15 protein-coding genes are annotated in these 15,245 nt (G+C 49.3%); 12 read left to right on the top strand and 3 right to left on the bottom strand.

The genetic code is table 11. The annotated features are described in order from the left end of the window. The first annotated feature begins 10 nt into the window (after window positions 1–10). Window positions 11–382 carry a VanZ family protein gene (locus ACJJI5_RS12645; RefSeq protein WP_445354217.1) on the top strand — a complete coding sequence of 124 codons (372 nt, stop codon included), beginning with the start codon at window positions 11–13 and terminating at the stop codon, window positions 380–382. Window positions 383–391: 9 nt separating this feature from the next. Here ACJJI5_RS12645 and ACJJI5_RS12640 read toward each other — a convergent pair whose 3' ends face one another. Both ACJJI5_RS12640 and ACJJI5_RS12635 read right to left on the bottom strand, forming a co-directional pair. Further along, on the bottom strand, window positions 392–2,836 hold the full coding sequence (locus ACJJI5_RS12640) for an ATP-dependent DNA helicase (RefSeq protein ID WP_445354216.1): 2,445 nt from the start codon (window positions 2,834–2,836) through the stop codon (window positions 392–394). Then, window positions 2,827–4,488 (bottom strand): VRR-NUC domain-containing protein, encoded by a 1,662-nt coding sequence (locus ACJJI5_RS12635; protein WP_445354215.1) that lies wholly within the window; start codon window positions 4,486–4,488, stop codon window positions 2,827–2,829. Before ACJJI5_RS12635 ends, ACJJI5_RS12640 begins: the two co-directional genes overlap by 10 nt. 269 nt (window positions 4,489–4,757) lie before the next feature. Here ACJJI5_RS12635 and ACJJI5_RS12630 point away from each other — a divergent pair, with 269 nt between their 5' ends. Then, on the top strand, window positions 4,758–5,903 hold the full coding sequence (locus ACJJI5_RS12630; protein WP_445354214.1) for a hypothetical protein: 1,146 nt from the start codon (window positions 4,758–4,760) through the stop codon (window positions 5,901–5,903). A gap of 32 nt (window positions 5,904–5,935) precedes the next feature. Here the strand turns inward: ACJJI5_RS12630 and ACJJI5_RS12625 are convergent, their stop codons facing one another. Beyond that, the gene (locus ACJJI5_RS12625; protein ID WP_445354213.1) at window positions 5,936–6,367 is read right to left on the bottom strand and encodes a hypothetical protein; all 432 of its coding nucleotides are present in this window, start codon (window positions 6,365–6,367) and stop codon (window positions 5,936–5,938) included. A gap of 422 nt (window positions 6,368–6,789) precedes the next feature. On the opposite strand from ACJJI5_RS12625, the gene ACJJI5_RS12620 reads away from it, so the two are divergent. The 10 genes from ACJJI5_RS12620 to ACJJI5_RS12575 all read left to right on the top strand — a co-directional run bounded on the left by ACJJI5_RS12620 (window position 6,790) and on the right by ACJJI5_RS12575 (window position 15,234). Next, complete coding sequence (locus ACJJI5_RS12620) at window positions 6,790–7,245, top strand: hypothetical protein (RefSeq protein ID WP_445354212.1); 456 nt, start codon at window positions 6,790–6,792, stop codon at window positions 7,243–7,245. A gap of 160 nt (window positions 7,246–7,405) precedes the next feature. Then, a complete protein-coding gene (locus tag ACJJI5_RS12615; RefSeq protein WP_445354211.1) occupies window positions 7,406–8,527 on the top strand; it encodes a 4Fe-4S dicluster domain-containing protein in 1,122 nt (373 codons plus the stop codon). Next, the gene (locus ACJJI5_RS12610; RefSeq protein ID WP_444893901.1) at window positions 8,524–9,012 is read left to right on the top strand and encodes a cyclic nucleotide-binding domain-containing protein; all 489 of its coding nucleotides are present in this window, start codon (window positions 8,524–8,526) and stop codon (window positions 9,010–9,012) included. Before ACJJI5_RS12615 ends, ACJJI5_RS12610 begins: the two co-directional genes overlap by 4 nt. Continuing rightward, a complete protein-coding gene (locus tag ACJJI5_RS12605) occupies window positions 9,002–9,811 on the top strand; it encodes an FAD/NAD(P)-binding protein (RefSeq protein ID WP_444933204.1) in 810 nt (269 codons plus the stop codon). The genes ACJJI5_RS12610 and ACJJI5_RS12605 overlap by 11 nt, the downstream gene beginning before the upstream one ends. Next, a complete protein-coding gene (locus ACJJI5_RS12600) occupies window positions 9,787–10,605 on the top strand; it encodes an NADH-quinone oxidoreductase subunit B family protein (RefSeq protein ID WP_444933205.1) in 819 nt (272 codons plus the stop codon). Before ACJJI5_RS12605 ends, ACJJI5_RS12600 begins: the two co-directional genes overlap by 25 nt. A 43-nt stretch (window positions 10,606–10,648) precedes the next feature. Next, window positions 10,649–12,013, top strand: a complete 1,365-nt coding sequence (locus ACJJI5_RS12595; RefSeq protein WP_445354210.1) for a Ni/Fe hydrogenase subunit alpha — start codon at window positions 10,649–10,651, stop codon at window positions 12,011–12,013. Then, window positions 11,949–12,470, top strand: a complete 522-nt coding sequence (locus ACJJI5_RS12590; RefSeq protein ID WP_445354209.1) for a hydrogenase maturation protease — start codon at window positions 11,949–11,951, stop codon at window positions 12,468–12,470. Before ACJJI5_RS12595 ends, ACJJI5_RS12590 begins: the two co-directional genes overlap by 65 nt. After that, on the top strand, window positions 12,433–12,705 hold the full coding sequence (locus ACJJI5_RS12585) for a hydrogenase/urease maturation nickel metallochaperone HypA (protein WP_282932830.1): 273 nt from the start codon (window positions 12,433–12,435) through the stop codon (window positions 12,703–12,705). The genes ACJJI5_RS12590 and ACJJI5_RS12585 overlap by 38 nt, the downstream gene beginning before the upstream one ends. Beyond that, entirely contained in the window at window positions 12,695–15,010 is a 2,316-nt protein-coding gene (gene hypF, locus ACJJI5_RS12580) for a carbamoyltransferase HypF (RefSeq protein ID WP_445354208.1), read from the top strand. Before ACJJI5_RS12585 ends, hypF begins: the two co-directional genes overlap by 11 nt. After that, window positions 15,010–15,234 (top strand): HypC/HybG/HupF family hydrogenase formation chaperone, encoded by a 225-nt coding sequence (locus tag ACJJI5_RS12575; RefSeq protein WP_444927825.1) that lies wholly within the window; start codon window positions 15,010–15,012, stop codon window positions 15,232–15,234. The genes hypF and ACJJI5_RS12575 overlap by 1 nt, the downstream gene beginning before the upstream one ends. Window positions 15,235–15,245: the final 11 nt, after the last annotated feature.

The raw sequence follows: 15,245 nt of genomic DNA, 5'->3' as shown, positions 1-15,245 counted from the left end.
CGTGGTTTAAATGATAATTCAACTTCCCTTAAGGCTCGTCTACAACTACTGGATTCTGCTAACAGTGGTGTTTTTGTGCATTATTACGAGCCTATCCCTGTTTCCGCTTCCCGAAGTACCCAATATACCCGGCACCGACAAAACCAATCACTTAATTGCCTATAGTGCACTGATGTTCCCCGTCGCCCTACGCAGGCCTAGTTACTGGTGGCTAATAGGGTTATTTTTTGTACTGTGGAGCGGTGGCATAGAGTTACTTCAACCTTACGTGAATCGAACGGGTGAGTGGTTGGATTTCGCGGCCAATACGGCAGGGATATTGAGCGGCACGCTTATCGCTTGGGTGTTGGGGAAATTCGGGCTGAAGGAGTACAAATCCTAAAAACCTGGATTAGCTCAAGCTCCAGAACTGCTCTAAGTTACCGGTTAATTGATCGGTGTTGCGACAAACCGCCGGTTGCCAGTGCTCGGGAAAAAGCTGCCAATAAAAAGGTTCCGAAAAGCGGCTATCTACCAGAATGATCACACCTTTATCAGATTCGGAACGTATAACCCGACCAGCGGTTTGCAGTACGCGAGTTATCCCTGGATAGCGGTAGGCGATATCAAATCCATGGATGCCAGTGGTTTCCGCAGCATCGCGCTGTAGCTCCCGCTCAACATTAACTTGCGGGAGCCCAGTACCGACGATAATAGTGCCAACCAGCTTCTCCCCAACATAGTCAATGCCTTCACCAAAGATGCCCCCCATAATGGCAAACCCAAGGCTCTTGTTACCTTCGTTGAATCCAGACAAAAACTCAGCGCGCTCTGTCTCTCCCTGTCCCGGCAGCTGTTGTAACAAGCACACTTCCGGGAATCTCGCCTTAAAACTCTCAGCAACTTGCTCCAGGTAACGATAAGAGGGAAAAAATACCAGGTAATTTCCTGCTCGGCTGTAAAATGTACGGGAAATTATGTCGACGAGGTTCTCTATTGAGCGGTCGCGGGCTTGGTAGCGCGTATCTATATATGGACACAGGAAAACGCCCTGTTGTTGCGGCTGAAAAGGCGAGGGCAGTCTTAGGTAGGGCGACTCATGCTCTACACCCAGTTGACTATATATATAGCTGGCTGGGCGCAAAGTCGCAGAGAAGAGTATAGCGGCTTGGTTTTGCTGGTAGGATCGCTGTAAAAACTGTGCAGCATTTAAACAAAGTAGCTTGATTTCCTGCTCCTGCCAGGGAGCATCCCGGTCAATCACCCGTGTGACGACTTTATGCTGACCGCAAAGCTCCTGCTCAATAACTGCATAACGATAGACAGACCTTAACCACTCCGCTATTTCTTCCGGGGGCGACTGAGAGCTTTCTATAAGTTGGCTGACTGTGGAGAGCACTTTTTGCACTGCTCGGGAAACCGATTCTGGATGCTCTGCTTCACCTGTTGCTGCAGTGACCCAAACTTCACCCCCTTCAAAAGTACTGCGGCTTTGAGCTACACCAACTTCTCGCAATCGCTTGATCCAATTTTCAATTGCCCGAACCAGAGACTGGATACTTTTCCGCAGTGTCGGAGAGTGCCCTTTGCAAGCATTAGCTGCGCGGCGACTATCACGGTGGGATAACTTTGCACTGTACATTTCCTGGGCGCGGTCGATCAAATTGTGAGCTTCATCGATTAACAGTGCGCGGCGATTGCGCTGGTCCTGAAAACTGGTTAGGCGTACCAAAGGGTCAAATACATAATTGAAATCACATACCACCAAGTCTACCCAAGGCAATATCTGAAGGGAGAGTTCAAAGGGGCAGATTTGCTGCTGATCCGCCACATCAGCAATCTCTTTGGGAGTTAACTGGGGTCGGCCGAGCAGGGCATCCATTGCAACTGGAAGTCGATCATAAAACCCTCTTGTTCTCGGACAGATGCCGTCATCATCACGGGTACAAAGCCCCAGGTTACAGGCACAGGTTTTTTCCCTTGCTTGAATTTCAAGTAAAGATAACTGCAAACCACTCGCCTGAAGTGCCTCAATGGTTTCCCGCACCATTTGCCGACCGGAATTCTTTGCGGTCAGGTAAACCAGCTGATCCAGTTTTTCCTCGCCAATTGCCTTTATGGCTGGGAATAGGGTGCTGATTGTCTTACCGGTTCCCGTTGGAGCTTCAGCCACCAGCTCACCACCGTCCCGGAAACACCGGTAGGCTTCCACTGCCAGTTGGCGCTGGCCGGGGCGGTATAGCGGGAAAGGGAAAGCGAGCTGTCTCGCCGTATCAATAAGCTTTTTCCGATGTTCCTGCCAAGCCCTGTGCCAACACAAATATTTTGTGAGAGCCTCAAGAGTGAAGGTCTCCAGCTCACTAAAACGGTACTCTATGCATTCTGGATAGGCCTTGCGCTCCTTGAGGTTATACCAGACAACTTGCAGGGCAACTGTATCTGTATCACCTATAGCGTCTTCATTTACCAAGTAGCAATAGCCGTAAATTTTTAGCTGGGCCCAATGCAATTCCTTGGTGGCTTCGGGCAACTTCGATGGGGGTAAATAAGTGGTCTTAATTTCATCCAGCTGAGCCGGTTTATGCAAATCACTTTTCGGGTGAAAAATGTCAACCCGGCCGCTCAAAGTAACCTGCTGTTCCATCCAATCTATTTGGGTCTTGAGCTTGTACTCTGCCTCAGCGCCTTTGGGCCGCTGATTTTGTAGTTTCTGATGAGCCCGAATCCCTTCCTGGGCAGAGGGCCCAGAAGTTGGCTCCCGAATCAAATCCCCGCTGCGGCAGGAAAAAGCGACTAGCTCTCCCACAGAAAGATTCAAAGTCTCAGCCGACTCTAAGCTATCCAAAGCTAGTGCCATTCCACATGAATTACCCGATGAGGGATCGCCTCTTCAGCAAAAAACGCCAGCCAGCGTTCTTGGTTTTTTTGTAAGCGATCCCCAGGACCTTTAACCTCCACGAGTTCATAGTGACCGGAGGGAGTAAAGCAAATAAGGTCTGGCAGCCCATTTCTATTCTGTGTGATATCACTGAGCATGCGAGTAAAAATTGAACGCCAATGACTTGGGGGGATTCTATCCAGCGCCTTCTCAAGTAGTTCTGTAGACAAAGCCTCCCAAGCAACTAAAGGGTTGGCAATACCTTGTTTCTCTGCACAGGTAGAGAGGACGCGGGACTTCAAGGACTCATGCTCTACTTCGGCCAATCGCTGGGTGAATAGCGCTTGTCGGGAATAGTAAAAATCCGCGGTGCGAAAATCAGCTGGGGCTACCTGGAAGGGATTGAAAAAAGCACCAGGCACAGGTGCAAATAGTATGTCCCAAATATAGAGGCCCAACACACCGGTGAATAGGGTGTTCTCTACATAAAAGCACTCACCACCGCTAGAACCTTCAAGGTGCTCTGCCACCAGCAGCTCAACACAGATTTCCCCCTGCGCCAAACTTATCAATTCAGTGGGGGCTTGGATTTTATGAGGTGCCTGCCAATTGTTGAGGCCTCCACTTCGTTTGGCTGTGCGGTAACCAAAGCCAAGAGCAAACTCTCTTTCTGCCTGGTCCATAGGGGAAGCTATTATTTCCTCGCATATTTCCAATGCTAGAGTGTCGTACCCTTGCTTTACGGCAATGCGTGCGCGGCGCTCACGGGCGGGAGGGGTTTTACAAAGTTGATATAGTGCATCGGCCTGCTCAAGAGCATTGAGCCGCTCAAGCTGCCGTGCCAACTTAAGACGTATTCTGTCCAGCCGACGAGCCAGGGTTGAGTCACCATCAATACCTTCTGGCAGTTGAGCAGATAAGGCTATTATGGCTTCTGCATCTTCCAGTAATGGCTCTTCTAACAGCTCCAAGCATTGATAGTAAAGCAGATACTGATCAATTTGTGCTCGGCTTTGAAAGGGGAGATTTTGCTTATCCAGCGGATAGGATTCATACCGATAAAGCCCAAGATCCCGCAATACATAGTCGGTAAGATCCTGATTCAAGTTGCCAAAGTAACACAGTTTGAAAGTCTGGAAATGCTCAGCACCCTGGACGGCTAGTACCCTGTGCTGAGAAAGCAACTTCACAAACCAGTCACTCGAACTGGATTCTTCAAGCAATAGTTGCTCGAGGGAAGGCCGGCTGAGAGACTTGGATATACCCGAGGGTCCTGCCGCAAGCAATTCAGCTTTGGTAAATAGTGGTAGATATTCTTGTGCCGTTAGCACCGGATTAAAACAAAGTAGTCCAACGCGATCCAAAACAGCTGCAGCACTTTCAATGCTCTCTATCTCACCATAGCTAAGCTTCTCCTGGCGGAAAAGCGATCCTCTAGAGGAGGGTACTCCTTTACGGGACAGCAAACGCACATAGAGCCGCTGGCTATAAATATCCAACTCTTGGAAGGTTTTAAAAAAATTTTGCTCAGATGTGGTGATAAGCCGGGAATAATGTTGGCTAACAAATTCAATCAACGCTTTGAAGTTGTCCAGGTAATAGCCAGTTGGCAATTCTATCGGTTGGGTCATGGCACAAGCGCTAGTTTTTCGATCTATCTATCGTCGATACCGCACACCAGTTCCTTATGACGTGATATGCAAACAATGAGGCAGAGGTTACTCTGGGGCTGTATGGTTATACAGCAAGTTGGCCCGGTGAACAAACAACAATCCCAAGCTTTCTTCTTAGTTATTCAGCCATTTTTTCCTATGGCAACTCACTTGATGCTCATCCAGGCTTGCAGTCGAGGCTTATAAGCAGTCGCCCCATAAGAATTAACCAATAAGGGATTACCTCTATGAAAGTGACAAATTCTGTGACTGCAGTCGCGCTATTTGCCGCCAGCGTATCTGCTCTAGCTGATAATAATGTCACCCTGGTATTCCAGGAAGGTACTGGCAATAGTGCAACTTCTGATCAGTCCGATGGTACTGTGCATAACAACTTGATTGTTCAGACCCAAATCGGCGATTTCAATGACTCGGATGCATCCCAAACTACGGGCACTTCTGAAAGCACTATTGAACTAGTGCAGACGGGAAATTTGAATCAGGCCTCAGCAGTGCAACAGAATGCAACCCAACTTACTACGTCTTCCCTGACCCAGAATGGCAGTGATAATACAGCGACCTTGCTGCAAGACGATGCTCAACTCAGCTCCTTCACTGGCTCTCAGTCTGGAGACTTAAACGACATCCAAGTCCTGCAACAGGAAGATGTTACTTCCACCACACTTGTTGCATCTCAACAAGGAATGTCTAACACATTGGTTTTAGATCAGCGTATAAGGGTGGATAGCACTAGTGCCATGTTCACCCAAGTTGGTGACTCCAACTTCGCCAATATAGATCAGGATAGAGATGTAACCTTTACCTTTGCTATGGCCAGCCAGACTGGCTCTTCCAACTTTTTAGATATCGAGCAGGATGAAGTCACGACGACGAGCACTGCAATAATAACGCAGATAGGTGATTCGAATACCGGAAGAATAGAACAGGAAACTGATGTTTCAGCTGCTACTGGGATAGTCACCCAGATTGGTGACAATAACATTGCAAATGTGGATCAGGAGAATATTACCTCAAGCAGCGGTGAAGTAATGCAAACCGGCTCTTCTAATACGGTAAATCTTGATCAAGGGAACGAAAATATTGCCGCTATTGAACTTATTTCCTGTACCACTCTAGTAATCCAAGATGGCTCAGCCAATACAGCACAAATAGATCAGGGGCAGGACGGGTCTTTGCTCACTAGTTCACTGGTGCTCAATCAGTTTGGTGATTCTAATTCTTCCCAGATTAATCAACATAGCGGCATTAGTAGCAGCATTCTGGTGACGCAAAATGGCGTTTCCAATATTCAAACAACCTCTCAGGTTGGCAGTGGTGAAATCGCATTAACCACGCAAACTGGCACAGGTAATGTTGGCAATACCTTTCAATAGAAATCATAAAATGAATAGGAATATCCCAATGATTAATTGAAATATCGTAGCACTTTTTGATATTTGTAAACGATATACCATGTAAAAAATATCATTGAAAGCACAATCATGATGATGATCTGATTTTTTAATACTGACATATTAAAATCCCCTATGGCGGAGAATAATTCATATGCATCTGTGAAAATCAGAATGGGTAAATAGAAACGCCACACGCTTGGAAAAGCAATTCTTTTTGAAAAGGCCAGCCCAAATAAGGCAATAAAGAAAACAAAATATACCAAAAGGCTAAAAATCATCCACCAAATAGGGTGTATCCACTCGTCAATGAAAAATCCACTATATTGGGCGTGAAGTTCTAGTGGCACAAGAATAAAAAAAAGTATCTTCCAGCCAACACTGGGCTTGTAATGTGGAATGGCGTCTGTCTGGAGGCTATCTGGTGCCTGATACATATTCTGCATCTTAAAACTTCCCTATTATTTACCACTAATTCGAACAGGCACTAATTGCCAATCCGAAAGTTACTTCTCGCCATTCCCTGAGCTAATTTGAGGTGGACATTGCTTATTAGTTATACTCTATGACTATCAAAATTTGAAAGGCGAGGATATTGCCTGCGATTTTAAAGTCAACACTTGGTACAACTGTTTGCCGATAGTGTGAGGCAGCTCATCGCATAAATGTGACAATTCAACCTGCCACTTTACAGTGTTATCAACTGGCAAGCTCAATGTCAATTCAATACGTCTAAATAGCAAAAGCTCAATGGCAAACGTTCATTATTTCGCCAATCGATTATTCGGTTCAGGTCCTGCGTAGTTGTAAAGAATTGCTTGGTAGTTGACAAGCTCATAGGATGGAACTGGTCAGTAGCTCATAAATTTTGAAAGCAACAAAAGGGCAGAGTGTGCAAAATCCCTATCAAGCACCTGAGAGTGAACTCGATAATGGTCCTCCTAAATATGCCGCTAGTTTAGGTTGGAAAATTGTATTTTTTATCCTGTGTCCATTGGAGTTATATTCGCAGTACACAGTTTTTACTGATACTGCCGAAGGTATCCCTTATTGGTGGCTGGTTATCAGTTTAATCGTGTCCTCTCTTTTCTACCTGGTACTTTTCGGTTTAGCTTTTGCTAAAAGAATAGGATTTGAGCAACTCTGGATATTCTTTATTCCCGTGCTAGTCCTTATCGATATTTTTGAATTTACTTTAATTGCCATTAATTTAACCAAACTTGGGGCCAGTGTATTGCTTATGATGGCAATCAGTGTGCCGATCATCTTGCTTAGATGGTATGTCGTATATAAGTATCAGAAGGTTATGAAATACTTTGCCTAAAGGATGTACCCCACCTCAATAAGTAGTCAGGGCTATAGCTTTCCTCTAAACTTTCTTCTTAGCATTTTGGCACTTTTGTCTTAGTGCAATTAGCCAGTACAGACCTAAAAATCAGTAGGTCACCAACTACTGCTCTTTCGGAGCCGGCTCTCGGCTATACGTGGAAATACTTAAACTGGCAGCGAATGACCTGGATTGTTTGATTCAGGCAATTCACAGTGAAGGTTACCAGCTCTTTGGCCCGATATTGCATAACGGGGCTATTACCTATGGTGAGATTGAAACTTCCACAGATCTGCCCCAAGGATGGACGGATCAGCAAGAGGCGGGGCAATACCGGGTGGAGCACCGCAATGACAAGGCTTATTTTGGCTACGCCGTTGGCCCCCACTCCTGGAAGCAGTTTCTTCAGCTGCCCCAGCGCCAGCTCTGGAGCGCTAGCCGCTCTGGAGAAGATGTTCAGATTCTGGAAATTGAAGAGCCTCCGGTCAAGTTAGCGTTTCTGGGTGTTCGCAGTTGCGAGCTACACGCCATTGCTATCCAGGACCGTGTCCTCGCACAGGGAGATTACGCCAACAGCAGCTATAAGGCACGTCGAGCACAGCTGTTCACTATCGCTGTGGAGTGCACAACAGCAGCAAATACCTGCTTCTGTACCTCAATGAACACAGGCCCGCAGGTGCAACTGCCCAGTGATCTGGTAATCACCGAAGTTCTGACCTCCGATGCCCACTTTTTCCTCATACGCAGCGGAAGCCCTCAAGGCGACAGAGTGTTAAAGCAATTACCCACTGTTGACGCATCAGAAGCGGAGAAACAAGAGGGGCAAGCTGCCGTTCAGCAAGCCGAAAATCAAGTGAGTAACGGTCGCCGCAGCTTTGACAGCTCTGACCTGAAGACACTGCTTTATCGCAATTATGACAACCCAAACTGGGATAAAGTCGCGGAGCGCTGCCTCTCCTGCGCCAATTGCACTATGGCTTGCCCCACGTGCTTCTGCTCAACCGTTGAGGACACAACAGATTTAACCGGAAATGAAGCACAGCGCTGGGAGCGTTGGGATTCCTGCTTTACGGCTGAGTTGAGCTATTTGTCTGGCGGCCCGGTAAGAGCGGATACCCGCAGCCGCTATCGGCAGTGGATGACTCACAAACTGGCCACTTGGTATGACCAATTTGACAGCTCTGGCTGTGTCGGCTGTGGACGTTGTATTACCTGGTGTCCAGTAGGCATCGATATCACGGAAGAGATACAGAATATTCGCGCCCAGGAACAAAAATGAAAGTTGTCACCACCTTACTCAAGGAGCACCCTTTCTTTACCGGGCTGGCAGACAAGGACCTGGCATTCCTCTCCGGGTGTACAAGCAATAGTCACTATAAAGAAGGCGAATACCTTGCCAGGGAAAACACTCCGGCTAGCCATTTCTTCTTAATTCGATCTGGACGTGTCGCCGTAGAAACCTTTGTCCCCAACTATGGGCCCCTTTGCCTGATGACACTGCATGGTGGAGATATATTCGGCTGGTCCTGGCTGTATCCTCCCTACTTGAGTGCCTTCGATGCCCGGGCCCTGACCTCAGTTCGCAGCCTTAAACTCGGCGGGCAGTGCCTCCGAGATAAGTGCGAAAAAGAACCGAGACTCGGTTTCGAATTGATGAAACGGTTTACCAAAGTTGCTACAGAACGATTGCAGGCAGCACGAATACAGTTGTTGGACCTTTACGGGCCACATCCGTCACAGGGAATCCCTCGCTGTGATCCCTGAATTATGGCGTGTTGCCCATCGACGCGAAGAATTTCCTGGCACTGTCACTCTATCCCTGACACGAGAGGCTAGGGGCCCATCACCCATTCAGCCCGGGCAATTCAATATGCTTTATGCCTTTGGTGCCGGGGAGGCTGCTATCTCCTTAAGTGGCCCCAGCACGTCATCGGCTGACCCACTTACCCATACGATTAAAGGCCAGGGGCTTGCTACCCAAGCGCTTTGCAAACTGGAAGTTGGAACGCAACTGGGCATCCGGGGACCATTCGGGCAGGGGTGGCCAACTCACCTGGCGGCAAATCGTCCCTTAGTGATTATCGCCGGCGGACTTGGGCTAGCGCCTTTACGCCCCCTGATCTACAGCTTTCTTAAGGGGCACTTGCCGGCCAGGAGCCTACAAGTTTTCTATGGGGCTCGTCGCCCCGAAGAAATGCTTTACCAGCCAGAGCTTGGTCACTGGCGCAGCTCATTTGAACTGGTGACATCTGTGGACCACGCCAGCACAGACTGGAACGGGCATATTGGTGTGATTACCGACCCTCTGCGTGTCACTCATTTGGAGTGCAATGATGCTTTAGTGTTTGTGTGTGGACCCGAGATCATGATGCGCTTTTGCATACAGGTTCTTCTCCATAAAGGTGTGACTGAATCCAATATCTATCTATCCATGGAGCGCAACATGAAGTGTGCCATTGGAATCTGCGGCCACTGCCAGTGGGGACCTAACTTTGTTTGTAAAGATGGCCCTGTCTTTTGCTACCGGGATATTCGCTCATGGTTTCAAATCAACAGCCTATAGCTAGTAGTAATCCTACCCCCAAGCTTGCCGTCTGGAAGTTCACCTCCTGTGATGGTTGCCAATTGAGCCTATTGGATTGCGAGGATGAGCTTCTCTCTTTGGCAGCCCAGGTAGATATCGCCTATTTCCTGGAGGCTTCCAGTGAGGTGAAAGAGGGTCCTTTTGATATCTCTCTCGTTGAAGGCTCCATTACCACGCCAGCAGATGAAGAGAGAATCCTAGAGGTCAGACGTCAGTCCCGCTTTCTAATCAGTATTGGCGCCTGTGCAACAGCTGGAGGGATTCAGGCACTTCGCAACTTTGCCGATGTGCAGGAGTTCACCGATGTGGTCTATGCCCACCCGGAATATATCGCCACTCTCAAGGAATCCACACCAATATCAGGGAGGGTAGCAGTGGACTTTGAGTTGCAGGGGTGTCCGATCAACAAGCATCAACTGCTCGAAGTAATCAGTGCATTCCTGCACCGGCGAGCACCCCAGGTTGCCAATCACTCGGTGTGTATTGACTGTAAATTGCGCGGCAATGTTTGCATCTGGGTTGCCCATGGCACCCCCTGTATGGGGCCTGTTACACACGCGGGATGTGGCGCTATTTGCCCCAGTTACAACCGCGGTTGCTACGCTTGCTACGGTCCCAAGGAAAATCCCAACACCGAATCACTTTGCCACTGGTGGGATGAAAAACTAAATGTAGAAAATACTTTAATTGTTGAAAACCTTAGGAATTTCAATCCACTAGCGTCTTCTTTTAAAGTACAAAGTGAAGATAGGCAAGAAGATGGGGAGCGTTAATCCCCCCAAACATTGGTGATAAATCTGCCCCCAGGTGAGCTTTATGGCGGATCGCAGCAAAACGATTAAGGTAGATTATCTCGCTCGGGTCGAAGGGGAGGGAGCCCTCCATATCGACTACGACGATAGCGGCGTACAAAATGTACAGCTCAAGATTTTTGAGCCCCCCAGGTTCTTCGAAGCCCTTCTCAGAGGGCGCGATTACTTGGAAGCCCCAGATATCACCGCACGCATATGTGGGATCTGCCCGGTGGCCTACCAGATGAGTGCTGTGCATGCCATGGAGAATGCCCTGAACCTAAAGCCCGACGGCGCTTTGCGTATGCTTCGTCGATTGCTTTACTGCGGTGAATGGATCGAGAGCCATATGCTGCATATCAGCATGCTCCATGCACCAGATTTCCTCGGCTACCCCAATGCAGTCGCAATGGCTAAGGATCATCCAGAGATTGTTAAGAACGCGCTGGAGATTAAAAAGGCGGGCAATGCCCTCGTTCGCCTTATTGGTGGCAGGGAAGTACACCCGATTAATGTGAGGGTAGGGGGTTTCTACAAGGTTCCGGAAGCTCGTGAACTCACAGCCTTGGTAGCGCAGCTGGAAATGGCCCGGGATCTCACCGAGCGACTGGTGCGCTGGTCCGCAGCTTTGCCTTTCCCCAGCTACGAATGGCGAAGGGATAATCACTACGAATTTGTCGCTCTAACCCACCCGTCAGAATACCCAATGAACGAGGGCAGGATCACCTCCAGTGCGGGACTCAATATTAGCGCCCAAGACTATGAGAACCACTTTGAAGAAGAGCACGTCGCTCATAGCACCGCGCTGCACTGTACTTTACGGGAGCGGGGTGCCTATCTGGTGGGCCCCATCGCACGCTACAACCTTAATCGCGACAAGCTGTCGCCTCGAGCATTGCAATTAGCGGAGGAGATCAACTTTACCGCCCCCTGTTTAAATCCCTTCCAAAGCATCCTCGTTAGGAGCCTGGAGGTACTACATGCCTTTGAGGAAGCTCTGCATATTATTGATAGATACCAACCCCCAGCCGAGCCTCACTTAAAGACAGAGCCGAGAACCGCAAGCGGCTGTGCAGCCACCGAAGCACCCCGTGGGCTTCTGTATCATCGCTATGACATTGATGAGAAAGGCAAGATTACGACGGCAAAAATTGTCGCTCCCACCTCACAAAACCTGAAGACCATCGAAGATGACCTCCGCTTGATGTTGCCGAGCTTTATGCACTTTCCTGAGGATAAATTACAGGGGCTATGTGAACGGGCGATAAGGAATTACGACCCTTGCATTTCCTGCTCCACTCACTTCCTACAGCTACATTTGAATTATGGGCAAGTGCAAAGTAAGCAATCCATGGTTACTGGTAAGCCTGGGCAACCCCCTGCGCGGTGATGATGGAGTAGGGCCACATATCATCGCTCGGCTTCGCCAAAAACTTGGAGGGGCGGTGGAATACCTCGAAAGCGGCGGCGATATTTTACATTTGCTCACTCAATGGAAAGGTCGATGGGTTTGCCTTGTAGACGCCATGGTAAGCGATCAGCACCCTATCGGGGAGGTCGTTGCCATTGATGGGCTTGAGGGTACTCTTGCTCCATCGATGTGCAATACATCAAGCCATGGATTTGGGCTGACCGAAGCGCTGACCATGGGAAAGCATATTGATTCGCTGCCGGCACGTCTGGATGTTTTTGCGATCAACTCAGAAAGTCTGGCAAAAGGACAGGGCTTATCACCCAAAGTGGCCAGTGCAGCTCATCGAGCAGAGCAAATGATTATCGCGCACCTAACGCTATACAGCGGAGACCACTATGCACGAACAGAATCTCATCAAAAACCTGATCGATAAAATCCAGGAACTGGCCTCTGATGAACCCGGCAGGCCGATCGGCGTTCGCTTACGCTTGGGTGCCCTGGCGCATATGTCTGCAGCGCATCTGAGGGAGCATTTTGACAGGGAGATACTCGGGACTTCTCTCGAGGGGATTAAGCTGGAAATTGATGAGCTTAAGGATATTAATCACAAGGAAGCCCAGGATGTAATCCTGGAGAGCTTAAAGTTTGAGGAGACTGATGGCCACTGAACGCCGCCGGATTGAAATCGCCGGATTGGTGCAGGGAGTAGGATTCCGGCCCTTTATCTATCGCCTGGCCGATAGCTTTCAATTGAAAGGCTGGGTGGCCAACTATAGCGGCGGCCTGAGAATTGAAGTCCAGGGCAAAAGCCGGGAAATCGAAAAGTTTATCGATAAGTTATCTTCAGAGAAGCCACCCTACAGTCGCATCACTCACATTGAATCCTACCCGGTGGCTCTTCAAGCAGAATACGGTTTTCGAATCTTACCCAGTGTCCGTGATGCCAGTAGTTCAACCATCGTTTTACCAGACCTGGCTCCCTGTGATGATTGCCTCAGGGAATTGTCAGACCCTAACAATCGCCGCTATGACTACCCGTTTATCAGCTGTACTCTTTGCGGCCCCCGCTACAGCATCATTTACAAACTGCCCTACGATCGTGTCAACACCTCCATGCACCACTTCCCCCTGTGCGGAAAATGCTCGGGGGAGTACCGGGACCCCCTCAATCGACGCTTTCATGCGGAACCCAATGCCTGCCCCCAGTGCGGCCCTCAGTTACTTTTCTGTAATACTGCCGGCGTTACAATTGCGAAGAAGAGTCGGGCACTATCCAAAGCCCTTGATGCCCTTGCCCAGGGGAAAATTATTGCCCTTAAAGGGGTAGGCGGCTTTCAACTGTTAGCCGACGCCTCCAATGGTAAGGCGCTCGCCAACTTGCGCCAGCGCAAACAACGTCCGCATAAACCGTTCGCGCTTCTATATGACGAGCTGAAAAGTGTCTGCCAGGATTGCTGCGTCTCGGAGCAAGAGGCGCAGCTACTATCAACCCGAGAAAGACCGATTGTTCTATTGGAAGCGAAGGATGACAATCACTCCAGGATACATCCGCTGGTCGCTCCAAATCTTGCCGACTTGGGGGTGATGTTACCTGCATCACCCTTGCATTACTTGCTCGCGCAAAAGTATCGAGCCCCTCTTGTCGCTACTAGCGGTAATCTCGCAGAAGAGCCTATTTGTACAGAAAATGATGAGGCGTTTGAGCGCTTGGGTAAAATCGCTGACTATTTCCTGGTTCACAATCGCCGAATTTTGCGCCCACTGGATGACTCTGTACTCAGGGTGGTCAATAACCGTCCGCTGATGTTGCGTCGAGCCCGGGGCTACGCGCCACTTCCCATTACCTTGCCTAGACCAGGCCAAAAGGGCGAAAGTGAACGAGAAAGCTTCCTGGCCCTGGGCGCGGACCTGAAAAACACAGTTGCACTGTCTCACGCCGGGTGGGCATATCCCAGCCAACATATTGGCGACTTAGGAAGTGCCAATACCCTGAAGCACTTCAACCAAACTATTGGCGACCTCACCAAACTACAGCAGTGCCGCCCGAAAAAATTAATCCACGACCTCCATCCAGGCTATACCTCTCACCGCTGGGCTATGAAGCAAAGAGCTGTGCGTATTGGCGTTCAGCACCATATTGCCCATCTATTCTCCTGCATGGCAGAACACGCTCACTCAGGGCCTGCACTGGGAATCTGCTGGGATGGAACTGGTTACGACCGCAGTGGCATTGTTCGCGGTGGAGAATTCTTTCACTGGAATGGACAATCTCCTGTCAAACACATCGCAAGTTTTCGCACATTCCCGCTGCCAGGCGGTGAAAAGGCCGTACGGGAGCCCAGACGCTCTGCGGCTGGACTTCTGTATGAAATCTCTGGGTTTGTCGCCCTGGAGAATCGACAATTAAAGCGCTGCTTCACCCGCGGCGAGCGTCAAAACCTGGTCACCATGTTAAAAGGTGAGATTAACAGTCCACCGTGTAGCTCTGTCGGCCGCCTTTTCGATGCGGTATCCGCACTCCTGGGACTGACTACGCATACCAGCTTTGAAGGGCAGGCAGCCATGGCTCTAGAACAGTGTGCCCGTGGCGTCAGCTCTAAAGACAGCTACCCCTTTAGCCTTGTTCAAAAAGGGGACCTGTTGGAAGTGGATTGGACACCCTGCATTAGTGCTTTGATCTACGATGAAAACCGATCACTGCCACAAAGGGCCGCTGCATTTCACAACACACTCGCGCAGATGGCACTGGCAGTTGCAACGCAACAAGGTGAAAAGAATATCTTTCTGTCCGGCGGTGTTTTCCAGAATAAGCGGCTTACCGAAACCGTCACTGCGCTCCTGGAAAGCCAGGGCTTTTCAGTTCACAGCCACAGTGAGGTCCCCCCAAATGATGGCGGAATATCGCTGGGCCAGATCCACTACGCACAGTGTATGGATGCTGCTGGGCAATCATTGGGAGAGGAGAGTTCCTAGTGTGCCTGGGAGTTCCCGGAAGAATCGAATTAATAGAGCAACAATCAGCCATGGAGCGCACTGGAAAAATCTCCTTCGGCGGTATCAGTAAAGCTGTAAATTTATCACTGGTACCGGAGGCTGAAGTAGGAGACTACGTGATCGTTCATGCTGGAGTCGCGATCAGCAAGTTGAGAGAAGAAGAAGCAAATAGGGTTTTCGAGTACCTCAAAACATTGGGTTGAGTCAGCCTGTA

The organism is Microbulbifer maximicatervae (SeqCode) (assembly GCF_052467955.1).
The sequence above is the reverse complement of the archived record's forward strand: the minus strand, read 5'-3'. Positions and strand labels throughout refer to the sequence as shown.

Bases quoted from the DNA above. Each gene is read 5' to 3' on its own strand.
- ACJJI5_RS12645 (WP_445354217.1), top strand. From the start codon at position 11: ATGATAATTCAACTTCCCTTAAGGCTCGTCTACAACTACTGGATTCTG.
- ACJJI5_RS12640 (WP_445354216.1), bottom strand. From the start codon at position 2,836: ATGGCACTAGCTTTGGATAGCTTAGAGTCGGCTGAGACTTTGAATCTT.
- ACJJI5_RS12635 (WP_445354215.1), bottom strand. From the start codon at position 4,488: ATGACCCAACCGATAGAATTGCCAACTGGCTATTACCTGGACAACTTC.
- ACJJI5_RS12630 (WP_445354214.1), top strand. From the start codon at position 4,758: ATGAAAGTGACAAATTCTGTGACTGCAGTCGCGCTATTTGCCGCCAGC.
- ACJJI5_RS12625 (WP_445354213.1), bottom strand. From the start codon at position 6,367: ATGCAGAATATGTATCAGGCACCAGATAGCCTCCAGACAGACGCCATT.
- ACJJI5_RS12610 (WP_444893901.1), top strand. From the start codon at position 8,524: ATGAAAGTTGTCACCACCTTACTCAAGGAGCACCCTTTCTTTACCGGG.
- ACJJI5_RS12600 (WP_444933205.1), top strand. From the start codon at position 9,787: ATGGTTTCAAATCAACAGCCTATAGCTAGTAGTAATCCTACCCCCAAG.
- ACJJI5_RS12595 (WP_445354210.1), top strand. From the start codon at position 10,649: ATGGCGGATCGCAGCAAAACGATTAAGGTAGATTATCTCGCTCGGGTC.
- ACJJI5_RS12590 (WP_445354209.1), top strand. From the start codon at position 11,949: ATGGGCAAGTGCAAAGTAAGCAATCCATGGTTACTGGTAAGCCTGGGC.
- ACJJI5_RS12585 (WP_282932830.1), top strand. From the start codon at position 12,433: ATGCACGAACAGAATCTCATCAAAAACCTGATCGATAAAATCCAGGAA.
- hypF (WP_445354208.1), top strand. From the start codon at position 12,695: ATGGCCACTGAACGCCGCCGGATTGAAATCGCCGGATTGGTGCAGGGA.